Genomic DNA, 23,245 nt, shown 5'->3' with positions numbered 1-23,245 from the left:
CTGTCATGACTCAACAGACTTTCCTGGTGGAAATCGGCACGGAAGAGTTGCCGCCGAAGGCTCTTCGTTCTCTGGCCGAATCTTTTGCTGCCAACTTTACTGCTGAACTGGATAACGCCAACCTGCCTCATGGTGAGGTGGTTTGGTATGCTGCGCCGCGCCGTCTGGCGGTAAAAGTGGCCGATTTAAGCGCGGCTCAGGCGGATCGTGAAGTTGAAAAACGCGGCCCTGCCATTGCGCAAGCTTTTGATGCTGAAGGTAAACCGAGCAAAGCCGCCGAAGGCTGGGCACGGGGTTGTGGTATTACTGTCGATCAGGCTGAACGCCTGGTTACTGACAAAGGCGAATGGCTGCTGTACCGCGCCCATGTCAAAGGCCAATCAGCACAATTACTGCTGGCAGATATGGTGAATAGCGCGCTGAGTAAGCTGCCTATTCCAAAACTGATGCGCTGGGGTGATAAAGAAACCCAATTCGTTCGCCCGGTTCATACTGTAACCCTGCTGTTAGGCAGCGAATTGATTCCAGGCACTGTGTTAGGTATCGATTCAGACCGCATTATTCGTGGTCACCGCTTCATGGGTGAGGCTGAGTTCACTATTGATAACGCTGACCAATACCCGCAGATTTTGCTGGAGCGCGGTAAAGTCATCGCTGATTATGAATCACGTAAAGCTATAATCAAGCGTGATGCAGAACTGGCAGCGCAGAAGATTGGCGGTATTGCTGATCTGAGTGAAAGCTTGCTGGAAGAAGTGACATCACTGGTTGAATGGCCGGTGGTGCTAACCGCCAAGTTTGAAGAGAAATTCCTAGCAGTACCTGCGGAAGCACTGGTCTACACCATGAAAGGTGACCAGAAGTACTTCCCGGTTTACGATGCTGCCGGTAGCCTACTGCCAAACTTCATTTTTGTTGCCAATATCGAATCTAAAGATCCTCAACAGATTATTTCCGGTAACGAGAAAGTGGTTCGTCCGCGCTTGGCTGATGCGGAGTTTTTCTTTAAGACTGACCGTAAAAAACGTCTGGAAGACAATTTGCCGCGTCTGGAAACCGTGCTGTTCCAACAGCAATTGGGGACGTTGCGTGACAAGACCGACCGTATTCAAGCATTGGCGGGCTGGGTTGCCGCACAGATTGGCGCGGACGTTAACCATGCTACCCGTGCAGGTCTGCTGTCCAAATGTGACCTGATGACCAATATGGTGTTTGAATTCACCGATACTCAAGGTGTGATGGGGATGCACTATGCCCGTCACGATGGTGAAGCTGAAGATGTTGCTGTAGCGCTGAATGAGCAATACCAGCCACGGTTTGCCGGTGATGATTTGCCATCTAACCCAGTTGCTTGTGCATTAGCGATTGCCGATAAGATGGACACATTGGCCGGTATTTTCGGCATTGGTCAACATCCGAAAGGTGATAAAGACCCGTTTGCGCTACGCCGTGCGGCGTTGGGAGTACTGCGCATTATCGTCGAGAAGAACTTGCCACTTGATCTGCAAACGCTGACTGAAGAGGCGGTGCGCCTGTATGGCAGCAAGCTGACCAATGGCAACGTGGTCGATGAAGTGATTGAGTTCATGCTGGGCCGTTTCCGTGCCTGGTATCAGGATGAAGGTCACAGCGTTGACACTATTCAGGCGGTACTGGCTCGTCGTCCAACCAAACCGGCTGATTTTGATGCGCGGGTGAAGGCGGTGACCTATTTCCGTACCCTGGATGCCGCAGCGACATTGGCTGCTGCTAACAAGCGTGTATCGAATATTCTGGCGAAATCCACTGATACCCTGAATGACCATGTGCATGCCTCGGTGTTAAAAGAGCCGGCAGAGCTGAAACTGGCAACACATTTAGTGGTGTTGCGTGACAAACTGGAGCCAGTCTTTGCTGCGGGCCACTATCAGGAAGCGCTGGTGGAACTGGCAGCTCTGCGAGAAACGGTCGATGAGTTCTTCGACAGTGTTATGGTTATGGCAGAGGACGATGCAGTGCGGATCAACCGTCTGACATTGCTGAGTAAATTACGCGAGCTATTCTTGCAGGTTGCTGATATTTCGTTATTACAGTAATTCTGTACTTGGCTGGTCACAGGGGAGCGTATATCGCTCCCCTTAGCTATTCTTATTACTCACGTTAGATGATAAGAATGGGATTTTGTGAAAATAAGTACTTACTACAGGAGTAGTTTCACATGACTTTTGCACTGAATACAGCCCGATATTCACGTTGGTTAGCGCCATTACTGGCGTTACTGGTGGTGTTCCAATTGACCGCCTGCGGGGATAAAGAGCCAGAACAACGTAAGGCTTTTATTGATTATCTGCAAAATACAGTGATGCGTAGCGGGATGAAACTGCCAACACTGAGCGAAGATCAAAAACAGAAATTTGGCCCTTATGTCAGTGATTATGCGATTTTAGTCACTTTTTCACAGCAGCTTACCAAATCTGTTGATGCCAGCTTGAGCCCGGCGATTGCTCAAATCAATGAGATTCGCGTGGCGCAGGATTATCTCGCCAAGCGTGATGCATTACAGCAGTCCGCAGGTGCATTGAACTTGTTAGTGCAACAGATTCGTACGGCAAAAACACAAGCCGATAGTGCGGTTGCTGCATTGAAACAGCCTGATGATTTGAAAGTGGTATTTAATAAAGCTTTCGATAATATTGTGACTCAGCCAGCCAATGTGTTGATCCCAGCAGTGCCGGTGATTTCTGCTTTTGTGCAGGATCTGGCACAAGTTGGTGATTTCTTGCAGCAGCAGGGAACGCAGGTCACTTTCAATAATGGCGGCGTTCAATTCCAGACCCCACAGCAAGCAGCGCTATATAACACGATGATGGCTAATTTAGTCGCCAAGTATCCGGCGATGATGACGGCACAGAAGAGTGTTGCGAGTGTCATGCAGTGATGGTTTTGGTTGATTTGATTTGATTTGATTTGGTGATCGGTTCGGTTGTTAGGACTGATCGAGTTATTCTTTCGGTTAGTATTTGATAAGTGAATAAGTTCGGTTGTTAAAGTAACTGAATTTACTTAACCTGCGATGAACCAACCGGCAAAGGGGCCATAAGCGTGGCCCCTTGTGCAATCCCGCGCTTGCGCGAAATATTGCCCTGCGGGTAAACCGTCCGCGTCTTTCGGGCTGACGAGCCAGCGCGATTCGCTCCTGCTCAAGCGCGCTTTTCGCGGGCGTCCATGCCCGCTCACTCTACCCTCATTCCTTGTCGGCAATATTCCTGATTGCGCTCAACGTCAAAACCATCGCTTTAGGTTTTGATTTTCTCTTTTGACTTTAAAAGCACATTTGAGCTGCCGAGTGAAGAATGAAGTCAGCGAAATCCGCCATGGACGGCGGATTTAGGCGTCATGAGCAGGGATGCGACAACACTGCGAAGCAGTTTTGAACAACGCTTGCGTTGGCCCGAAGGGTAGCCTCAAAGAGGCCATAATAAAGCCGTCCCGCCAGCGTAATGATGAGCCGCAGGCAAGCGATACGTGCGCAAGCGCGGATTGTTAAGGCCCACGCTTATGGGCCTTAACTCGGTTGAGGCGACTGAGCTAAAATGACCTCTGAGCGTTTATCAACCGAAACCTGATCCGAACCTAAGCACTAAACCCATATCAACCGAAACCCGCTCCAATAATGTGCCCCCTTCCCCCTGTTATTTTATTACACATTTCTACCGAGAGTTGAGTCTGAGAGGTTATTAGCAGGGTGAATGTCTCATCTCCTCTCTACGAGCAAAAATAACTTGTGATTAACATCACATTTTCAAAACAAACTAACCCACGCAAAATGTGATTTATATCACTCTTATCGAGCTTTTTAGCTTAAAAATTCGTCGTCGTGGTTTTCTTACAGTCATTTAGTGTGATCTGCGTCAACAAACACACCCCTATAATAGGTGGTTTGGTGTGACTTATGTCACATAAATCCAGTGAGCTACGCGTGAATAAAGGAGCATGCTAGAGTTTGTTTTGCATACAGCGTGTTTGTATTCGATAGCACCGGCGGGTTTTGCAGAACTGCCTCAACAAAACAATTATATCGCGCTCTTATTGTTAGCGCGTACCAATAGGGGTGTTTTATGTTTTCACCAGACGCAAAGGTCAGAATTCAAAATTTTGGCCGATTCCTCAGTAACATGGTTATGCCCAATATCGGGGCGTTTATTGCCTGGGGTATTATCACCGCACTGTTTATTCCAACCGGCTGGCTGCCAAATGAAACACTAGCCAAACTGGTTGGCCCAATGATCACCTACCTGTTACCACTGCTGATCGGTTTTACCGGTGGCCGTTTGGTGGGGGGTGATCGCGGTGGTGTGGTAGGTGCTATCACCACCATGGGTGTTATCGTTGGTGCGGATATGCCAATGTTCCTCGGTGCGATGATTGTGGGTCCACTGGGTGGCTGGGCAATCAAACACTTTGACCGTTGGGTTGAAGGTAAAATCAAAAGCGGCTTTGAGATGCTGGTTAACAACTTCTCAGCCGGTATCATCGGTATGCTGTTGGCGATTTTGGCCTTTATGGCGATCGGCCCATTTGTAGAAGTGTTGTCTAAAGCACTGGCTGCTGGTGTGCATATCATGGTGCAGCTTAACCTGCTGCCATTAACGTCTATCTTCGTCGAACCAGCTAAAATCCTGTTCCTGAATAACGCGATTAACCACGGTATCTTCTCACCTCTGGGTATCCAGCAGGCGACTGAAACCGGTAAGTCTATCTTCTTCCTGATCGAAGCAAACCCAGGCCCAGGTATGGGTGTGTTGATGGCTTACATGTTCTTCGGTAGAGGCAACGCTAAGCAATCTGCTGGCGGCGCGGCTATCATCCATTTCTTCGGTGGTATCCACGAAATCTATTTCCCATACGTGCTGATGAACCCGCGCTTATTGCTGGCGGTTATTCTGGGCGGTATGACCGGCGTGTTCACTCTGACTGTGCTGAACGGCGGTCTGGTATCACCTGCGTCTCCTGGTTCTATCCTGGCAGTATTGGCGATGACACCTAAAGGTGCTTATTTTGCCAACATTGCTGCAGTTGCTGCTGCGTTTGCCGTCTCCTTCGTGGTATCCGCTATCTTGCTGAAAACCTCTAAAGTCAAAGACGACGAGGAAGACAGCCTGGAAGATGCAACTCGCCGTATACAAGATATGAAAGCGCAATCTAAAGGCGCACAAGCGGCGAATGCTGCCGCTGCCGCAGGCGACCTGACCACAGTACGTAAAATCATCGTAGCTTGTGATGCTGGTATGGGTTCTAGTGCGATGGGGGCCGGTGTGCTGCGTAAGAAAGTACAAGATGCGGGCTTGAGACATATCTCGGTGACTAACTGTGCTATCAACAACTTACCAGAAGATGTGGACTTGGTTATCACCCACCGTGATTTGACTGAGCGAGCCATGCGCCATGCGCCACAGGCACAACATATCTCGTTGACCAACTTCCTTGATAGCCAGTTGTACACCAACCTGACAGCACGTTTGGTGGAGGCGGCTAACACGACAGCAAGCACTCAGAAAGTGATTGAAACGCTGGACGATAGCTTTGAAGCCTCTGAAGCCAACTTGTTCAAGCTGGGCGCGGAGAATATTTTCCTCAATCAACACGCAGCCACCAAAGAGCAAGCTATTCGCTTCGCTGGTGAGCAGTTGGTGAAGGGCGGTTATGTTGAGCCGGAATATGTTGAAGCGATGTTGGAACGTGAAAAACTGACCTCCACCTATCTGGGCGAATCTATCGCGGTACCACACGGTACCATTGAAGCGAAAGACCGTGTGTTGAAAACCGGTGTAGTATTCTGCCAATACCCTGACGGCGTGCGCTTTGGTGACGAAGAAGATGAAGTGGCGCGTTTGGTGATTGGTATCGCGGCCCGTAATAATGAGCATATTCATGTTATTACCAGCCTGACGAATGCGCTGGATGATGAGTCGGTGATTGAGCGCTTAAGTAAAACTACCAGCGTGCAGGAAGTATTGGACTTATTGGGTGGCAAAAAGTAACCCAGCAATAACTGAATAGGGCCGTTGGGAGAAACGGCCCTTCTACAGCAAAAGGTAACGAATATGAAAGCATTACATTTTGGCGCAGGTAACATTGGCCGGGGCTTCATTGGTAAACTTCTTGCTGATGCCGGTGCGCAACTGACCTTCGCAGATGTTAACCAGCCGCTGCTGGACGAACTGAATAAACGTAAAAGTTATCAGGTCAATGTGGTTGGTGAGCAGGCGCGGGTTGAAGAAGTCAAAAACGTGAGTGCAGTAAACAGTAGTAGCCCAGACGTGGTGGCGCTGATTGCTGATGCCGATATTGTCACCACCGCTGTTGGACCGCAGATTCTGGCACGTATTGCCGGCACCGTGGCACAAGGCTTAGTCGCTCGTCATCAACAAGGTAATACTCGTCCGCTGAATATTATCGCCTGTGAGAATATGGTGCGCGGTACCAGCCAGTTAAAACAGCATGTCTTCGCTGCGTTACCGGAAAGTGAACAAGCGTGGGTTGAGCAACATGTCGGTTTCGTAGATTCCGCGGTAGACCGTATTGTGCCGCCATCAGAAGCGGGCAGTACAGATATTCTGGCAGTGACGGTAGAGACCTTCAGTGAGTGGATTGTTGATGGTACCCAGTTCAAAGGGCCGCCACCGGAAATTGCAGGTATGGAGTTGACCGACAACCTAATGGCGTTTGTGGAGCGTAAACTCTTCACCCTGAACACCGGTCATGCGATAACGGCCTATCTGGGGCAACTGGCCGGCCATCAAACCATCCGTGATGCCATTCTGGACCCAGCAGTACGCCAGACAGTGAAAGGCGCGATGGAAGAGAGCGGTGCAGTGCTGATTAAACGCTATGCTTTTGATCCACAAAAACATGCCGCTTATATCAATAAAATCATCTCCCGTTTTGAGAACCCTTACCTGCATGACGATGTTGAACGTGTTGGCCGTCAGCCACTGCGTAAACTGAGTGCCGGTGATCGATTGATCAAACCGCTATTGGGTACACTTGAGTATCAACTGCCACACACCAATCTGGTAACCGGTATTGCGGCGGCCATGAGTTATCGCAGTGAGCAAGACTCACAAGCTCAGGAGTTGGTTGAATTACTGGCGAAATTGGGGCCGAAAGCTGCTTTGGCGCAAATTTCAGGCTTACCCGCTGATGGCGAGGTTGTCGAACAGGCGGTGAGTGTGTATAACGCCATGCAGGACAAGCTGACGCACTAATTTTGTGATGAACAAAATGAGTTTGCGTTAGGTGATATACCCTAAATAATTCGAGTTGCGGGAAGGCGACAAGCGAGATACAAATCGGTCGGGAACCGATTTGTACAGCATTTATGCTAGCCCGTAGGGTGAGCCTCCAGGATGAGGCTCATTAATCCCGATGAGCTTACGCAGTCAAGTGATTCGGGTTATTGAACGTAGCCAACGCACATGCGGCTTGAAGTATGACGGGGATAAATACCGTGTCAGATTGCGCGGTATTTATCTTTTCGTAGCCCGATATTCTGAAACCACCTCAGTGACAAGCGATGATTGAAAAAACACAGGCATTTGAGAATCGGGTACTTGAGCATCTGAACGCAGGCAAGACCGTTCGGAGTTTCCTGATGGCTGCTGTCGAATTATTGGCAGAAGCGCTGAATATTCTCGTGGTGCAGGTTTTTCGTAAAGATGACTATGCGGTGAAATATGCCGTGGAGCCATTGCTGGTTGGCGATGGGCCGCTTGGTGAGCTATCTGTGCGACTAAAGTTGGTTTATGCCTTGGGTGTGATCACCCGTCATGAATACGAAGATGCTGAGCTATTGATGGCGCTTCGTGAGGAGTTAAACCATGATGGCACCGAGTATCGCTTTACTGATGACGAAATCCTCGGGCCATTTGGTGAATTACATTGTGTGGCTGAATTGCCGCCAGTGCCCACTTTCCTGCGCCCGGATGAAGCAGACGCGTCGCTGATTGCCATGCAACGCCAGCGTTATCAGCAAATGGTGCGTTCCACCATGGTGCTCTCGATTACAGAATTGCTCTCCCGCATCAGCTTAAAACAGGTTTCCAAGCTGTCACCACTCGGCCATGCCTGAGTTACGGCAACACACTGAGCCATTCGTCAACTAACAGCCACAATGCTGTTATTGCCATCAAGCCCCCCATCACTCCATTGAATAATCGTAGTTTCCAGTTAACCCGTAACGCATGGCGTAACTGATCCCCCATCACCGCCCAAACGGCCACACAAGGCAGATTTAACAGAGCAAAACCACTAACAATCAGTAGGGTATGGCTCAGCGTAGCACCTTCACGTGGTGTAAATAAGATGGCGACATTCATAGCCATCAGCCAAGCCTTTGGATTAATGGCCTGGAATAAAGCCCCCTGGATAAACCCCATTGGTTGCTGGCCATCTCTTGACTTCGGGCTACCGGAATTAAAAATTTTCCACGATAACCAGAATAAATATGCACATCCCAGCGTCACCAGTGGCAAGCGAATTACCCCCAGCCAACTGAGAATTAATGCCAACAATGTGGTCATTAATGCGCATTGCAACGCGCAGCCAAAGGTAATCCCCAACATCATTGGGAAGGTACGACGTAAGCCAAAATTGACACCAGATGCAGCTAATAACAGGTTATTTGGGCCTGGAGTGATCGACATAACGGTAACGTAACTGATGAAAGCACTGTCTAGCATGGGATATCCTCCCCTTTCGTACTTGAAGCTGCACGGGTGAGTAAGCTTGTTGCCTACCTGCAACTCCAATTACTGTGGGTATTATATTATTGATGTTATCGAGAGATTCAGCATAAACAGCAATCCGCTATGGCGTCAGAAGCAGAAGTTATCTATTGTTGTGGGTACAGTTTGTATAAGATTTAACTGTACCCATTGAACCTGCGGAGAACTGTCACCATGCCCGTTGTTATGAATGAAATTCGCTACTTGCAAGTGGCTGACAATCTGGCGCAGGCCATTAAGAAAGGCAGTTTGCTGGCGGGTAGCCGCCTGCCATCAGTGCGCGGTTACGCCAAAAACCATCAGGTGAGTATCAATACGGTGGTGGCAGCTTACCGTACGCTGGAGGATCGAGGCTTGATTGAAGCGCGTCCGCAGTCAGGGTTTTATGTTTGTAGTCCGTCAACGGCGGTGGTGCCAACAGCGACAGTCGGCAAACCGGTAAATGAGGTGCTGGATTTAATTGATACGGTATTTGCCGCACAACAAAACCCTCGCTTTACCAATATCTCGCTCGCCTGTCCACAAACGGCGGATTTTTACCCCAGCGCCAAGTTGGGCCGCATCATGGCATCACTATTGCGTCGTGAGCCGCAGTTAATCAGTCAGTACGCGTTGCCACCAGGATGCCAGCGCCTGCGTCAGCAAATCGCCCGCCGCGCCATGACCCTAGGGATGCTGGCTAATCCGGCAGATATCACTATTACGCATGGTTGTATGGAGGCGTTGCAGTTAGCGTTGCGGGTCACCACCAAACCGGGTGATTGTGTCGGGCTGGAATCGCCAACCTATTTCTATCTGATGCCATTACTTGCCAGCCTTGGCCTGAAAGCCGTGGAGATTCCAACCGATCCACAGCAAGGTTTATCGTTGGATGTGTTGGAGTTACTGCTTCAGGAGGGGCGGTTGAATGCATTGATCGCTATGCCAACGGTGCAGAATCCGTTAGGTTTTACGATGCCACTGGCGGCGAAAAAGCGCCTGGCACAGTTGATGAACGATCATCAGGTGCCGCTGATAGAAGATGGCTTATATGCAGAAATACAATTCGGTTCTACTTTGTCCCCAGCGGTAAAAGCCTTTGACCGCGACGGTTGGGTGCTGTTCTGTTCCAGCTTCACCAAAACACTGGCCCCAGACTTCCGTATCGGCTGGATTGATGGTGGCCGCTTCGCTGAGGCATTACATAAGCTCAAAGCGGTGTCGTCGATGGCGGAACCGGCGTTATTATCAGAAACACTGGCACTGTTTCTGGAGTCTGGCGGTTACGACCACCACCTGCGCGGGCTACGGCGCCGTTATGCGCAACAAGTACAACAGGCGCAGCAACTCATTGCACAGTACTTCCCTCGTGGGACCAAAGTGACCCAACCAGCAGGGGGTTTTGTTTTCTGGGTCGAGTTCCCTGCCTGTGTCGATACCGTGGCGCTATTTCATCAATTGCTACAAGAACAGATATGCCTGACCCCCGGTACGCTTTACTCGCCGAGTGGCCGCTATCGTAATGCTTTTCGCCTCTCGTGCTGTTATCCGTTCAACCACCACTATACCCAAGCTTTGGTCAGGCTCGGGGAGGTTGCTTGTGAAATTAGCAGCCTACCGGCCGGCATGCAGTGGCAACCAATACAGGAGGCTGCTGCTGAAAAGCACGCATCCTGATACACTCTCTATCTTGATGCACAATCAGTGCTATCCTATCCCCAACTTTAGCGAAATATCGTGCCCATCAGTGGCATGTACGGGCCAATACTATGAAAGAACATGCAGAAATCAAACGTCTAAGCGATATGCTGGATGCGTTGAACCACAAAGACCCTACCGTGATCCAACAGGGTAATATGGATTTGATCGCGCAGCATATGAAAGAAAAAGAGAAACTGGCGGCTGAAATTCAGCGCCTGAAAGAAGTGCGGGTTAAAAACCTGAGTGCTGAAGCACAAAAGCTAGCTCAACTGCCGTTCAGCCGTGCTATTACTAAAAAAGAGCAGGCGGATATGGGCACGCTGAAGAAAGCGGTACGCGGTATTGTGGTGGTACACCCAATGACGGCATTAGGCCGTGAGATGGGCTTGAAAGAAGTGACCGGCTACGCGAAAAAAGCGTTCTAATTGCGACTTTCGAAATAACCGGGTGTGTGGCATGGCCGCTACCCGGTTTGTTGTGGGTTTTCATCTCTCTTGACATATGCTAAGCATATGCTAGTGTCTTTAGTGACACGATTATCAGGAGTAAAAATATGAGAACAGTCTCTATTTTCAAAAATGGCCAAAATCGGGCAATACGTTTACCAAAAGATATGGACTTTGCGGGTGTCACCGAACTGGAAATACTCAAAGATGGCGATAATATCATTTTAAGACCTATCCGCCCTACATGGGTATCATTCATGGATGAAGATAAAGCGGATAACGATTTTCTTACGGAAAGACAAGACGTTATCGAAGAGGGACGCTTCGAATTATGATGAAAAGAATATATATGCTCGATACGAATATTTGCTCTTTTATTATGCGGGAACGCCCTGCTGAATTAATTATAAAATTACAACAGTGTATTGAGCATCAGAATAAAATAGTCGTTTCAGCCATTACATACTCAGAAATGCGGTTTGGTGCAATTGGTAAGAAAGCATCACCGAAACATAACTATTTAGTAGATGAATTTGTGAAACGATTAGATGCTATCTTGTCGTGGGATGCAGCGGCTGTAGATGCTACCACTAATATTAAAGTTGAGCTGGCAAAGCAGGGTACGCCAATTGGCGGAAATGATGCAGCAATAGCCGGACACGCAATTTCGGCTGGAGCAATATTAGTGACTAATAACATTAGAGAGTTTGAAAGAGTTAAAAAGCTGCGAATTGAGGATTGGAGTAAATAATCATCATTTCTAATAAAATTTACAAATACAACCCAATCATATATTCAAGGTGGTGATTAAAATTACCTATTTAATTACTGCTCTTTCATATAACTTGCCGTCCTTGGCAAGATCGTGTGTTGTATTATTTGATAATTAATACATCAAGAACCTAATAACCGCCGATTGAAATCCTCGATCTTTCCTTGCGAAAGACGCGTTAGCATAGTTTTACTCCAACTGGTGGATAATCCTGATACAGCCAGCAAGCGGTGATACTGTTCTTTATCGAAAGGCATATGCCAGGCGATGGCAATCGCTTCTGCCACCGAGATATCACTGGTGCGCGCCAACAGCTCTAATGCATGGCCCTCACTAACAATACCGGTGGAAATTACGCGATACAGCCAGCCGCAATAACCGGTCTGCTGCATCAGTGCCGACATCTCCTCGATAGCGAAATGGAAGTTGAGCTTGTAACAAGGTGAACGCGGTTGAGTCACCTGAATGATTGCCCCTCCCCAGCGGTAGATATCCCCCATATAGACATTTTGTTCCGTCATGCCGAGGGTTGAGATATTTTCGCCATAGGCTGGTGCTGCGAAAATATCTTCCTGTGCAGGGAATCGCTCTATCCAGTGGGAGTAGTGTTCTCGTGGATAATGGCATAAGGCGCGGTCCGGCCCACCGTGAAAGCGGGTCTCGGCTTGTTCATCCCCTTCCAATCCCAGCGTCGTGAGCATGATGCCACCCTGAACCTGACGTTTACCAATCGCGCTCGGGGAACTGCCGTTATAAGGCTCGATTTTACCGATATAAACCTGAGGATACTTCATCTGCTCTCCTTGTCTGCGTTGGGAAGGGAGAATCAGAATACCCTGCCTGACCGCAGGGTTCCAAGGTAAAAGAGGTTATCGATAGGATTGAGCGAAACGACGAGATAGGCAGGAGTAACCGCATTGGCTACTCCTGCCGGGTAACGCGGTTTAGCGGATAATCAGAAGGTTTCCCAATTATCGTGCTGAGTGGTGCGACTGCTTTCTGTGCCAGAGCGAGGTGTTGGGGTACTTTTAGGTGCCACGGATGCACCGACGTTTTTCTGTGCCGATTCTGCCTCTGCATCGGATAGGCGGAACACGGCGACGGCCTGTGCCAGTAAAATGGCTTGTTCAGCCAGTGAGTCGGCGGCGGCGGCAGACTCTTCCACCAGGGCCGCATTCTGCTGAGTGGTGCTGTCCATTTCAGAGATAGCCTGGCTAACCTGCGTGATACCACGGCTCTGCTCATCGGATGCTGAGGCAATTTCCGCCATAATATCGCGCACATGGGTCACTGAGCGGACAATATTCTCCATCGTTTGCCCGGCATTTTGCACCAACGTGGTTCCGGCATTTACCTGAGTCACTGACTCGCCAATCAAGCCTTCAATTTCTTTCGCCGCTTGTGCACTGCGTTGTGCCAAATTGCGAACTTCGCTGGCGACAACGGCAAAACCACGGCCTTGCTCGCCGGCGCGGGCGGCTTCAACCGCAGCATTCAAGGCCAAGATATTGGTCTGGAAAGCAATACTGTTAATGACTGAAGTAATCTCAGAGATACGTTTGGAGCTACCGGAGATATCGTTCATGGTGCGCACCACATCGTTAACCAGCTTACCGCCCTGTTGTGCGGTTTGTGATGCCTCGGTTGCCAGTTGATTAGCATGGTGGGCATTATCGGCATTCTGCTTAACCGTGGCATTCAACTGCTCCATGCTGGCAGCGGTTTCCTCTACAGCCGCAGCCTGCTGTTCGGTGCGGGAAGATAAATCGGTATTACCGGCAGCAATTTCGCCGGAGGCATGAGACACCTGACTGACACCAATGCGGATCTCATCAATCATGGCGCGCAGGTTTTCATTCATCCGGGCGACGGCATTCATCAACAGGCCCAACTCATCGGTACGGTTTGATGTTGTCGCCGCAGTTAAATCACCGGTAGCAATGCGCTCTGCCATCGCCAGTGTGGTGCGCAGTGGTACCGTGATCTGGCGGGTCATGCGCCATGAAATCAATAGACCAAACAGCAGTGCGGCAATGGCAGCAATAGTTAACTGCAATTGCGCATTATTGATTTCTGCGTGGGTCCCTTGCAGCTCTTGGGTGAACAGATGGGTGGCCAGTTTATTCAATTCGTTGGCATTCGACTCCATCACTTTACCGGTCTCCAGCTCTTGCTGATAAGCCGGTAAATAGGCCAGTACGTTATCTTTATAGGTACTCAGGCTGGAGATAACCGGAGCCAGCAGCTTTTGCTGTTCGGCCGATAGCACCGGCATAAAAGCATTTCCGGCACTATTAGCGATATTGATTGAGGTAATCAGCGAGGACTCTGCATCCTGGTTGCGATCCAGCAATAAGCCGCGTGCGTTGTAGCGTACGGTCATCAACTTCTGGTTCATCTCTGCTAGCAGGATTTGGGTATTGGTATCTGCCCCTTCATTAAGTAGGCTTTGTTGCAGCTCGTTGAGGTTCTTCTGGGTTTCAGAAATATTCCAGCTTTTGCGCACATCATCTTTATGGGCTACGGCATTGACGAAGTTACTCTGCTGCTGCAGATACTCCTCTACCACATCGGAAATACTGCTAATGGTTTTGCGGTTATCTGCCGACCAACTAAGACTTTCGCTCTGGGTCAGAAGATTTTTTATATTATTGATATGTTGAGAATTTTCTTTGATGTATTGCAGAGAGTAGGTACGTTCATATAATGCGCGATTATATTTTGCCTGATTGGATTCATCGTTAACTTTGTAACTCAGGTCAACTTTATAAGCATGATCTTCAATCACGGAGAAATGATAAGCGGTGGTACCGGCGATGATCCCGACCAGCAACAACATCAGGAAAAAGCTTAATCCCAGCTTTTTACCGACTTTCATATTTTCAAAGCTGCCAAAAACGTTGCTAAATACTGCCATGTTCTTCTCCGTTATGCGGTGTCTCTGATGCAAATCAATCAGCGTAGGTGAGTTTGGGGAGGTCTAGTTATTAGAAGATTTTGGGGAGTTGGTGGTATGTGGGGTAGCCTTGGCAAGAGTACTTATCCCAAACGATATACCCGTCATACTTCAAGTTGCATGTGCGTTGGCTGCCTTCCTGCAACTCGAATTATTTAGGGTATAGTTCATGAGCTTTATATCCATGAATACCAACGCCCTTCTTGGACAATCTATCGGCAGAAATTGGCTAAACTTTAGCAATAAAAATGCCAGCAAGATGACCTTGCTGGCATGTATCCTTCGGACTTGAAGCTACAGGGTTGTTAGCTGCAACTCCACGTTCTTTGGATATGCAACATACGGTTTATGCGGCTTATTTGGCTTGAGTGAAACGCGCTGCTGCTTCGTCCCAGTTAACCACGTTCCAGAATGCTTTGATGTAGTCTGGGCGGCGGTTTTGGAATTTCAGATAGTAAGCGTGTTCCCACACATCCAGGCCAATAATTGGGAAGCCTGATGCGCCAGAAACTGCTTCGCCCATCAGTGGGCTATCTTGGTTAGCAGTAGATACAACCGCCAGCTTGCCGTCGTCTTTCAGAACCAGCCAAGCCCAGCCAGAACCGAAACGGGTTGCCGCAGCAGCTTCAAATTTCTCTTTGAAGCTATCTACGCTGCCGAAATCGCGCTCAATAGCGGCTTTCAGATCACCCTTCAGGGTTGTGTCCAGTTTCAGCCCTTTCCAGAACAGGCTGTGGTTAGCGTGGCCGCCGGCGTTGTTACGCATAAAAGTGCGTTTTTCAGTAGGAACTTTGTCCAGATCTTTGATCAGGTCTTCAACGCTGAATTTAGCCAGCTCAGGGAAGCTCTCCAACACCGTGTTTGCATTGTTAACATAGGTCTGGTGATGTTTGGTGTGATGGATTTCCATCGTCTGCTTATCGAAGTGGGGTTCCAGGGCGTCATAAGCATAAGGCAGGGATGGCAGTGAGTAACTCATAATCATCGTCTCCGTAGTGTAGGGCGGCGCAAAAAAAGTAAGCGCCGCGTAAGCATTCGGATCATTATAGTTAATTAAATGATATTGAAAATGATTATCAATGCCGTACTAATTGTATGGTCTTTCTATTCGCTAATCCGCTGCGGATGGGTGTAAACCGTTGCTCTACCGGGTTTACTGAAGCCAACCAGCGTCAGATTACAGCGCTCGGCAACTTCAACCGCTAAGGTTGTTGCAGCAGAAACAGCAAATAAAATCTCTGCACCGCACATTGCGGTTTTCTGCACCATCTCATAGCTAGCACGGCTGGAAACCAGCACAGCACCTTGCTGCCACGGCTGTTTGGCCCGAATCCCCAGCAGCTTATCCAGTGCGACATGGCGGCCCACATCTTCACAACCACCCAACAATTCACCTTTCGGATTAATCCAGGCCGCAGCATGAGTGCAACCCGTCAACTGACCCACAGTTTGTACCTGCTTGAGTTGTGCCAGTGCGTTATCGAGTTGATTCAAATTAAAGGTCTGAGTGAAAGGCAGAGGGGTGATGGGGCGAAAAATATCATCAAGCTGTTCAATACCACAGACCCCACATCCGGTGCGGCCGGCCATAGCCCGGCGGCGCTCTTTTAAACCGGAAAAGCGACGGCTGGATAACTCAATGTTAACTTCTATGCCATTACAGCCTGGTGTCACATCAATGGCGTAGATATCTTGTGGGGCGCTAATAATGCCTTCTGACAACGAAAAACCTAGCGCGAATGCTGCCAGATCTTTCGGGGTTGCCATCATCACCACATGGGAAATGCCGTTGTAGACCAGCGCTACCGGCACTTCCTCCGCCAGCCAATCCAATTGCGGCTCGGCCATTTGATGGCGCTGTAGCACGTTAAGTTGTTTTGCACCGCAGATTCCGGTGGAGAGGTCAATTGTTGAAGGTTTGATCTGGCTCACTATGCGGCCCTGAAAGTTATAACCCATAATCACAATGTGGTAACATTCACATTAAGAATGGTATGGGTATAATTCTATTTCCAGAAGAATGTATCCCACACCGATAAAGGTGATATCGCGTAAGCGATTTTAGCGCTTCCGGTTTCGTTGAGGGAAGTGTGAACTGAAATAATGTGACAATGAACGAAGGAGAGACCCATGCAGGTCAGCAGAAGGCAGTTCTTTAAGATCTGCGCTGGCGGTATGGCAGGAACCACGGTCGCGGCACTCGGCTTTACGCCGTCAGTGGCGCTGGCGGAAACGCGCAATTACAAATTGCTGCGCGCCCGTGAGACGCGGAATACCTGTACATATTGCTCCGTTGGTTGCGGGCTTTTGATGTATAGCCTCGGTGACGGCGCAAAAAACGCCAAAGAGAGTATTTTCCATATCGAAGGGGACCCGGACCATCCGGTAAACCGTGGCGCGCTGTGCCCGAAAGGTGCAGGGCTGGTGGATTTTATCCATAGCGAAAGCCGCCTGAAATATCCTGAATACCGTGCTCCGGGTTCAGATAAATGGCAGCGAATCACTTGGAATGATGCATTTGACCGCATTGCCAAGCTGATGAAAGAAGACCGGGACGCTAACTTCATTAAGACCAACGACGCCGGTGTTACCGTCAACCGTTGGCTGAGTACCGGTATGCTGTGTGCCTCGGCATCCAGTAACGAAACGGGTTATCTGACCCAGAAATTTAGTCGCGCTCTCGGCATGCTTGCCGTAGACAACCAAGCACGTGTCTGACACGGACCAACGGTAGCAAGTCTTGCTCCAACATTTGGTCGCGGTGCGATGACCAACCACTGGGTTGACATCAAGAACGCAGACTTAATTATCGTCATGGGCGGTAATGCGGCAGAAGCGCATCCGGTGGGGTTCCGCTGGGCGATGGAAGCCAAAATCCACAACAATGCTAAGTTGCTGGTGATAGACCCACGCTTTACTCGTACTGCATCGGTGGCGGACTTCTATACGCCAATCCGCTCCGGTAGCGATATCGCGTTCCTGTCCGGCGTGTTGTTGTATCTGATGACCAACAACAAAATTAACCGCGAATACGTCGAAGCTTATACCAACGCCAGCTTGCTGGTGCGGGAAGACTTTACCTTTGATGACGGCCTGTTCAGTGGCTATGACGCCGAAAATCGCAAATACGACAAAACCACCTGGAATTACCAGTTGGATGAAAACGGCTTTGCCAAACGCGATGTCACGCTGCAAGACCCGCGCTGTGTGTGGAACTTGCTGAAAGAACACGTCAGCCGTTACACGCCAGAGGTGGTCTCCAATATTTGCGGTACGCCAAAAGAAGATTTCTTGCAGGTTTGCGAATATCTCGCCGAAACCAGTGTGTCCAATAAAACCGCCACATTCCTGTATGCGCTGGGCTGGACACAACACTCGGTTGGCGCGCAGAACATCCGTACCATGGCGATGATCCAGTTGTTACTGGGCAATATGGGCATGGCGGGGGGCGGTATTAACGCCTTGCGCGGTCACTCTAATATTCAGGGTTTAACTGACCTGGGTTTGCTGTCACAAAGCTTGCCGGGCTACCTGAATCTGCCGTCAGAAAAACAGCCGGATATTGACACTTATCTGAAGGCCAACACGCCGAAAACCCTGTTGCCGGGCCAGGTTAACTACTGGAGCAATTACCCGAAATTCTTCGTCAGTTTGATGAAAAGTTTCTACGGTGATAAAGCCCAGAAAGAGAACGGCTGGGGCTACGACTGGTTGCCGAAGTGGGATAAAGGCTATGACGTATTACAATATTTCGAGATGATGTCGCAGGGTAAAGTGAATGGCTATATTTGCCAGGGCTTTAACCCGGTCGCGTCGTTCCCGAACAAAAACAAAGTAGTAGCATCACTGTCGAAACTGAAATTCCTGGTAACTATTGACCCGCTCAATACTGAAACCGCGAATTTCTGGCAAAACCACGGTGAATTTAACGATGTCAGTCCATCGAAAATTCAAACCGAGGTGTTCCGCTTGCCATCCAGTTGTTTTGCTGAAGAAAACGGTTCAATTGTTAACTCCAGCCGCTGGCTGCAATGGCACTGGAAAGGTGCTGATTCACCGGGCGAAGCATTGAACGATGGTGCCATTTTGGCAGGTATCTTTAGTCGTCTGCGTGACATGTACCATCGGGACGGTGGTGCAGTGCCAGAACAGGTGCTCAATATGACCTGGGATTATCTGACGCCAGACAATCCAGAGCCAGAAGAAGTGGCACAGGAAAGCAATGGTAAAGCACTGGCTGATATCACCGATGCTGACGGCAAAGTGCTGGTCAAAAAAGGCGAGCAGCTCAGTACCTTCGCTCATCTGCGTGATGATGGTACTACCGCCAGTGGATGCTGGATCTTTGCCGGTAGTTGGACACCGGCCGGTAACCAGATGGCACGCCGTGATAACGCTGACCCATCCGGCCTTGGCAATACACTGGGCTGGGCGTGGGCATGGCCGCTTAACCGCCGCATTCTATACAACCGTGCCTCTGCTGACCCACAAGGTAAACCGTGGGATCCGAAACGCCAGTTGCTGGAGTGGGATGGCACCAAATGGGGTGGCGTTGATATCCCAGATTACAGTGCCGCGGCACCGGGTAGCGATGTCGGGCCGTTTATCATGCAGCCAGAGGGCATGGGCCGCCTGTTTGCCATCGACAAAATGGCAGAAGGACCGTTCCCGGAACATTATGAGCCATTTGAAACGCCGTTGGGCACCAACCCGCTGCACCCGAATGTGATATCCAACCCGGCCGCGCGCGTGTTTAAAGACGATTTGGCCGCAATGGGTTCTCATGAGCAGTTCCCGTATGTCGGTACCACTTATCGTCTGACCGAGCATTTCCACTACTGGACTAAGCATGTGCTGCTCAATGCTATCGCACAGCCAGAACAGTTTGTGGAAATTGGCGAAAAACTGGCAGCGAAAAAGGGCATTAAGCAGGGCGATACCGTGAAAGTCAGTTCCAACCGTGGCTATATCAAAGCCAAGGCGGTGGTGACCAAACGTATTCGTACGCTGAATGTTCATGGGCAGGAAGTTGACACTATTGGTATCCCGATCCACTGGGGATACGAAGGGGTGGCGAAAAAAGGCTTCCTGGCCAATACCCTGACACCGTTTGTCGGTGATGCCAATACGCAAACGCCAGAGTTCAAGGCGTTTCTGGTCAACGTGGAAAAGGTGTAACGGAGAGAACCTATGTCACTGCAAACCCAAGACATTATACGGCGCTCCGGCACCAACTCCCTTACGCCGCCGCCACAGGATCGTAACCACCAGCAAGAGGTGGCCAAGCTTATCGACGTCACCACCTGTATCGGTTGTAAAGCCTGTCAGGTGGCGTGTTCGGAGTGGAATGATATCCGTGATGAAGTCGGTCATAACGTCGGGGTGTACGATAACCCCGCAGATCTGACCGCTAAATCATGGACGGTGATGCGTTTTTCTGAAGTTGAAGAGAGCGGCAAGCTGGAGTGGCTGATCCGTAAGGATGGCTGCATGCATTGTGCTGACCCCGGCTGCCTGAAGGCATGTCCGTCGGAAGGGGCAATCATTCAGTATGCCAATGGTATCGTCGATTTCCAGTCAGAACACTGTATCGGCTGTGGTTACTGCATCGCCGGTTGCCCGTTCGATGTGCCGCGCATGAACAAAGATGACAACCGGGTGTATAAATGTACCTTGTGCGTCGATCGCGTTGGTGTTGGCCAGGAACCTGCCTGTGTGAAAACCTGCCCGACCGGAGCGATTCACTTTGGCACCAAAGAGTCGATGAAAGAAGTCGCTGCGGGCCGGGTTGCTGAGTTGAAAACTCGTGGCTTTGATAACGCAGGGTTATATGACCCCGCTGGCGTGGGGGGCACCCATGTGATGTATGTACTGCATCATGCGGATAAACCGCAGCTCTATCATGGTCTGCCGGAGAACCCGACCATCAGTCCGACAGTCACCTTCTGGAAGGGGATCTGGAAACCACTGGCAGCGGTGGGCTTCGCTGCAACCTTTGCGGCCAGTATCTTCCATTATGTGGGTGTCGGCCCGAACCGGGTTGAAGAAGAGGAGAACGAAGACGATAAGCCGGATTCAACACCTGCTGACACGTCATTGCCGCCACCGGAGCAGACCACCGCTGAGCACTCAGACGACGGGGAGACGCCCAAATGAAAAAAGAAAAACGCATCCAGCGCTACAGCGCGCCGGAGCGCATCAACCACTGGATAGTGGCCTTCTGCTTTATACTGGCCGCTATCAGTGGTTTGGGGTTCTTCTTCCCGTCATTTAACTGGCTGATGAATATTTTTGGTACGCCGCAGTTGGCACGCATCCTTCACCCCTTTGCCGGGGTGATTATGTTCGCCGCCTTCCTGATCATGTTTTTCCGTTACTGGAAACATAATCTGATCAATAAGGAAGACCTGGAATGGGCTAAAAATATCCATAAAATCGCCATGAATGAGGAAGTCGGCGACACGGGGCGCTATAATTTCGGTCAGAAGTGCGTATTCTGGGCTGCTATTATCAGTCTGGTGTTGTTGTTGGCCAGTGGTGTTGTTATCTGGCGGCCTTATTTTGCGCCTTCCTTCCCGATCCCGCTGATTCGCCTGGCACTGCTGGTGCATTCGCTGGCGGCGGTCGGGTTAATTATCGTGATTATGGTGCACGTTTATGCTGCCCTGTGGGTTAAGGGCACCATTACCGCGATGGTAGAAGGCTGGGTACCGGCGGCGTGGGCGAAAAAGCACCATCCGCGCTGGTACCGTGAGGTTAACGCCAAAAGTCAGCGTCAGAAAAAACAGGAAGAGAAACCCTGATGAGTATTCGCATTGTCCCTAAAGATCAACTAGGAAAACAAAGCGAAAAAGGCACAACGGCGGGGAATATCCCGCCGTTACTTTTCGCGAATTTAAAAAGCCTGTATACCCGGCGCACTGAACGTTTACAGCAACTTGCGCTGGATAACCCGTTGTCCGATTATCTGGATTTTGCGGCTAAAATTACCCAAGCGCAGCAAAAAGCGCTGCATGACCATCCGCTGGTGTTGGATATGCAGGCTGAGTTGGAGCAATCCGCTGCCAGCGGTAAACCGCCCCTGGATCTGAGTGTTTTTCCTCGCACTGAACATTGGCGTAAGCTCCTGTCAGCACTGATTGCTGAACTACGCCCTGATGCCCCGGATCATATTGTGGCCGTATTGGATAATCTGGATAAGGCATCGGTACATGAGCTGGAACTGTATGCTGATGCGCTGTTAAACCGCGAGTTTGCCCAAATCGGCAGTGAAAAAGCGCCATTCATCTGGGCGGCTTTATCGTTGTATTGGGCGCAGATGGCCAGCCAGATCCCCGGTAAGGCGCGAGCTGAATATGGTGAACATCGCCAGTTCTGCCCAGTCTGCGGCAGTATTCCGGTCTCCAGCGTGGTGCATATCGGTACCCAAAACGGTTTACGTTATCTGCACTGCAACTTGTGTGAAAGCGAGTGGCATGTGGTCCGAATCAAATGCAGTAACTGCGAACAGACCCGTGATTTGAATTACTGGTCACTGGACAGTGAACTGGCGGCAGTAAAAGCGGAAAGTTGTGGTGATTGCGGCACTTACCTGAAAATTCTCTATCAGGAAAAAGACCCACAAGTTGAAGCGGTTGCTGATGATCTGGCCTCGCTTATTCTTGATGCCAAAATGGAAGGTGAAGGATTCGCCCGCAGCAGTATCAATCCATTCTTGTTTCCAGGGGAATAGGTTTCCGGGTCACAAAATAGAAGTATAGTTTGTATGGTTATTATACAATGGTCGCGCTCACATGTGATGGCCATTGTAACCACTGTTGGTTTTATTGACAGGCGCTACTCCATCATCCGAGCGATACGCTAACTTAAATAAGGATATTTATTGTATGTTGAAGATAGTCGCAAAACTGACGGTAGTGATGGTGTTGGTAGGTGGTCTGGCCGCGTGTGATAACAGTAAGGAGAGCAAGGAAAGCACCAACAATGCCGCCCCTGCATCGACCCCTGCTACAACACCCGCGCCCGCTCCGGTAGCCTCTACACCCGCAGTAACTCCGCCAGCAGCAACCACGCCAGCCGCTAAACTTTCCGCTGACCAGCAGCAGGTTAGTCTATTTGATGGTAAGGTTACCTTTGTATTACCAACATCATTTGTTGACCAAACTAAATTGGCGGGTGACGTAAACAATGAGCAAAATCAAACGTTGTTATTGATTGATGCTGCCGGTAAACAAATGGCCGTCACTGCGGTGACTAACCCGCCGGGCGTTGAATTGCTTGATACCAGTGATTTGTCCCTTGATGCGTTAAACAAAGGGTTATTGCAGGGGTTCAGTGCTCAGTACCAGAATATTAAACAAACCGGACAAAAAGACATCACCGTTGATGGCCATAAGTTCCGCCTGTTTGATACCAAGCAAAAAATACAAAATTCGCCGATGGTAGCGACTACAATCTTTACTGTGTTAGATAAGAAAGTGGTATTTATTCAGATGGTCTCTGCCGCTGAAAAAACCAAGCAACACCAAACGTTAGTGAATAGCGTGGTTGATTCTATCGCGCTACACTAATTACTCAGACCGAGCGCCGTACCATTATTATGGCGCTCTTTCGACCTTATTACCTG

At 49.7% G+C, this 23,245-nt stretch carries 19 protein-coding genes; 14 read left to right on the top strand and 5 right to left on the bottom strand.

All coding sequences use genetic code 11. The features are described 5' to 3' along the window. The first annotated feature begins 5 nt into the window (after window positions 1-5). From glyS to V2A84_RS18830, 5 genes are all read left to right on the top strand, one after another. A complete protein-coding gene (glyS, locus tag V2A84_RS18850) occupies window positions 6-2,075 on the top strand; it encodes a glycine--tRNA ligase subunit beta (RefSeq protein WP_372568439.1) in 2,070 nt (689 codons plus the stop codon). A 122-nt stretch (window positions 2,076-2,197) separates the two neighbouring features. Then, window positions 2,198-2,917, top strand: coding sequence for a DUF3053 domain-containing protein (locus tag V2A84_RS18845; protein ID WP_083161480.1), 720 nt, complete (start codon window positions 2,198-2,200; stop codon window positions 2,915-2,917). A gap of 1,180 nt (window positions 2,918-4,097) precedes the next feature. Beyond that, window positions 4,098-6,020 carry a PTS mannitol transporter subunit IICBA gene (locus V2A84_RS18840; RefSeq protein WP_083161477.1) on the top strand — a complete coding sequence of 641 codons (1,923 nt, stop codon included), beginning with the start codon at window positions 4,098-4,100 and terminating at the stop codon, window positions 6,018-6,020. A 63-nt stretch (window positions 6,021-6,083) separates the two neighbouring features. Beyond that, the gene (locus V2A84_RS18835; protein ID WP_083161475.1) at window positions 6,084-7,247 is read left to right on the top strand and encodes a mannitol-1-phosphate 5-dehydrogenase; all 1,164 of its coding nucleotides are present in this window, start codon (window positions 6,084-6,086) and stop codon (window positions 7,245-7,247) included. Window positions 7,248-7,555: 308 nt separating this feature from the next. Next, window positions 7,556-8,110, top strand: a complete 555-nt coding sequence (locus tag V2A84_RS18830) for an MltR family transcriptional regulator (RefSeq protein WP_005186837.1) — start codon at window positions 7,556-7,558, stop codon at window positions 8,108-8,110. A 1-nt stretch (window position 8,111) separates the two neighbouring features. Here the strand turns inward: V2A84_RS18830 and V2A84_RS18825 are convergent, their stop codons facing one another. Next, window positions 8,112-8,720 carry a LysE family translocator gene (locus tag V2A84_RS18825; protein ID WP_083161473.1) on the bottom strand — a complete coding sequence of 203 codons (609 nt, stop codon included), beginning with the start codon at window positions 8,718-8,720 and terminating at the stop codon, window positions 8,112-8,114. 219 nt (window positions 8,721-8,939) lie between these two features. Between V2A84_RS18825 and V2A84_RS18820 the strand changes: the two genes are divergently transcribed. The 4 genes from V2A84_RS18820 (at window position 8,940) to V2A84_RS18805 (ending at window position 11,642) form a co-directional block, all read left to right on the top strand. Beyond that, complete coding sequence (locus V2A84_RS18820; protein WP_372568441.1) at window positions 8,940-10,421, top strand: aminotransferase-like domain-containing protein; 1,482 nt, start codon at window positions 8,940-8,942, stop codon at window positions 10,419-10,421. 92 nt (window positions 10,422-10,513) lie between these two features. Further along, entirely contained in the window at window positions 10,514-10,870 is a 357-nt protein-coding gene (locus tag V2A84_RS18815; protein ID WP_075337794.1) for a YibL family ribosome-associated protein, read from the top strand. Between the two features lie 128 nt (window positions 10,871-10,998). Next, the gene (gene vapB / locus V2A84_RS18810; protein WP_050086923.1) at window positions 10,999-11,226 is read left to right on the top strand and encodes a type II toxin-antitoxin system VapB family antitoxin; all 228 of its coding nucleotides are present in this window, start codon (window positions 10,999-11,001) and stop codon (window positions 11,224-11,226) included. After that, a complete protein-coding gene (locus tag V2A84_RS18805; protein WP_050086921.1) occupies window positions 11,223-11,642 on the top strand; it encodes a type II toxin-antitoxin system VapC family toxin in 420 nt (139 codons plus the stop codon). The genes vapB and V2A84_RS18805 overlap by 4 nt, the downstream gene beginning before the upstream one ends. Window positions 11,643-11,785: 143 nt before the next feature. On the opposite strand, the gene yiiM is transcribed toward V2A84_RS18805, so the two are convergent. The 4 genes from yiiM to fdhD all read right to left on the bottom strand — a co-directional run bounded on the left by yiiM (window position 11,786) and on the right by fdhD (window position 16,578). Then, window positions 11,786-12,457 carry a 6-hydroxyaminopurine reductase gene (yiiM, locus tag V2A84_RS18800; protein ID WP_083161469.1) on the bottom strand — a complete coding sequence of 224 codons (672 nt, stop codon included), beginning with the start codon at window positions 12,455-12,457 and terminating at the stop codon, window positions 11,786-11,788. Between the two features lie 161 nt (window positions 12,458-12,618). Beyond that, window positions 12,619-14,580, bottom strand: a complete 1,962-nt coding sequence (locus V2A84_RS18795) for a methyl-accepting chemotaxis protein (RefSeq protein WP_442849015.1) — start codon at window positions 14,578-14,580, stop codon at window positions 12,619-12,621. 394 nt (window positions 14,581-14,974) lie between these two features. Beyond that, window positions 14,975-15,598 (bottom strand): superoxide dismutase [Mn], encoded by a 624-nt coding sequence (gene sodA, locus V2A84_RS18790; protein WP_442849014.1) that lies wholly within the window; start codon window positions 15,596-15,598, stop codon window positions 14,975-14,977. A gap of 125 nt (window positions 15,599-15,723) precedes the next feature. Next, entirely contained in the window at window positions 15,724-16,578 is an 855-nt protein-coding gene (gene fdhD, locus V2A84_RS18785) for a formate dehydrogenase accessory sulfurtransferase FdhD (RefSeq protein ID WP_442849013.1), read from the bottom strand. Between the two features lie 171 nt (window positions 16,579-16,749). Between fdhD and fdnG the strand changes: the two genes are divergently transcribed. From fdnG to V2A84_RS18760, 5 genes are all read left to right on the top strand, one after another. Further along, complete coding sequence (fdnG, locus tag V2A84_RS18780; RefSeq protein WP_102970500.1) at window positions 16,750-19,797, top strand: formate dehydrogenase-N subunit alpha; 3,048 nt, start codon at window positions 16,750-16,752, stop codon at window positions 19,795-19,797. Window positions 19,798-19,809: 12 nt separating this feature from the next. Continuing rightward, entirely contained in the window at window positions 19,810-20,775 is a 966-nt protein-coding gene (fdxH, locus tag V2A84_RS18775; protein WP_442849012.1) for a formate dehydrogenase subunit beta, read from the top strand. Further along, window positions 20,772-21,422, top strand: coding sequence for a formate dehydrogenase cytochrome b556 subunit (gene fdoI / locus V2A84_RS18770; protein ID WP_083161461.1), 651 nt, complete (start codon window positions 20,772-20,774; stop codon window positions 21,420-21,422). Before fdxH ends, fdoI begins: the two co-directional genes overlap by 4 nt. Next, window positions 21,422-22,351 carry a formate dehydrogenase accessory protein FdhE gene (gene fdhE, locus V2A84_RS18765; RefSeq protein WP_083161459.1) on the top strand — a complete coding sequence of 310 codons (930 nt, stop codon included), beginning with the start codon at window positions 21,422-21,424 and terminating at the stop codon, window positions 22,349-22,351. The genes fdoI and fdhE overlap by 1 nt, the downstream gene beginning before the upstream one ends. 154 nt (window positions 22,352-22,505) lie before the next feature. Further along, window positions 22,506-23,189 (top strand): DcrB-related protein, encoded by a 684-nt coding sequence (locus V2A84_RS18760; protein WP_083161457.1) that lies wholly within the window; start codon window positions 22,506-22,508, stop codon window positions 23,187-23,189. The last annotated feature ends 56 nt before the right edge of the window (window positions 23,190-23,245 follow it).

The organism is Yersinia sp. 2553 StPb PI (assembly GCF_052217105.1).
In the GTDB taxonomy this organism is placed as follows: domain Bacteria; phylum Pseudomonadota; class Gammaproteobacteria; order Enterobacterales; family Enterobacteriaceae; genus Yersinia; species Yersinia enterocolitica_E.
The sequence above is the reverse complement of the archived record's forward strand: the minus strand, read 5'-3'. Positions and strand labels throughout refer to the sequence as shown.

What these genes read in the sequence shown, in the direction of transcription:
- V2A84_RS18825 (WP_083161473.1), bottom strand. Translation starts at nt 8,720, where the DNA reads ATGCTAGACAGTGCTTTCATCAGTTACGTTACCGTTATGTCGATCACT.
- V2A84_RS18845 (WP_083161480.1), top strand. Translation starts at nt 2,198, where the DNA reads ATGACTTTTGCACTGAATACAGCCCGATATTCACGTTGGTTAGCGCCA.
- V2A84_RS18840 (WP_083161477.1), top strand. Translation starts at nt 4,098, where the DNA reads ATGTTTTCACCAGACGCAAAGGTCAGAATTCAAAATTTTGGCCGATTC.
- fdxH (WP_442849012.1), top strand. Translation starts at nt 19,810, where the DNA reads ATGTCACTGCAAACCCAAGACATTATACGGCGCTCCGGCACCAACTCC.
- glyS (WP_372568439.1), top strand. Translation starts at nt 6, where the DNA reads ATGACTCAACAGACTTTCCTGGTGGAAATCGGCACGGAAGAGTTGCCG.
- yiiM (WP_083161469.1), bottom strand. Translation starts at nt 12,457, where the DNA reads ATGAAGTATCCTCAGGTTTATATCGGTAAAATCGAGCCTTATAACGGC.
- V2A84_RS18795 (WP_442849015.1), bottom strand. Translation starts at nt 14,580, where the DNA reads ATGGCAGTATTTAGCAACGTTTTTGGCAGCTTTGAAAATATGAAAGTC.
- V2A84_RS18820 (WP_372568441.1), top strand. Translation starts at nt 8,940, where the DNA reads ATGCCCGTTGTTATGAATGAAATTCGCTACTTGCAAGTGGCTGACAAT.
- V2A84_RS18815 (WP_075337794.1), top strand. Translation starts at nt 10,514, where the DNA reads ATGAAAGAACATGCAGAAATCAAACGTCTAAGCGATATGCTGGATGCG.
- V2A84_RS18835 (WP_083161475.1), top strand. Translation starts at nt 6,084, where the DNA reads ATGAAAGCATTACATTTTGGCGCAGGTAACATTGGCCGGGGCTTCATT.
- fdoI (WP_083161461.1), top strand. Translation starts at nt 20,772, where the DNA reads ATGAAAAAAGAAAAACGCATCCAGCGCTACAGCGCGCCGGAGCGCATC.
- V2A84_RS18805 (WP_050086921.1), top strand. Translation starts at nt 11,223, where the DNA reads ATGATGAAAAGAATATATATGCTCGATACGAATATTTGCTCTTTTATT.
- fdhD (WP_442849013.1), bottom strand. Translation starts at nt 16,578, where the DNA reads ATGGGTTATAACTTTCAGGGCCGCATAGTGAGCCAGATCAAACCTTCA.
- fdhE (WP_083161459.1), top strand. Translation starts at nt 21,422, where the DNA reads ATGAGTATTCGCATTGTCCCTAAAGATCAACTAGGAAAACAAAGCGAA.
- vapB (WP_050086923.1), top strand. Translation starts at nt 10,999, where the DNA reads ATGAGAACAGTCTCTATTTTCAAAAATGGCCAAAATCGGGCAATACGT.
- V2A84_RS18760 (WP_083161457.1), top strand. Translation starts at nt 22,506, where the DNA reads ATGTTGAAGATAGTCGCAAAACTGACGGTAGTGATGGTGTTGGTAGGT.
- sodA (WP_442849014.1), bottom strand. Translation starts at nt 15,598, where the DNA reads ATGAGTTACTCACTGCCATCCCTGCCTTATGCTTATGACGCCCTGGAA.
- V2A84_RS18830 (WP_005186837.1), top strand. Translation starts at nt 7,556, where the DNA reads ATGATTGAAAAAACACAGGCATTTGAGAATCGGGTACTTGAGCATCTG.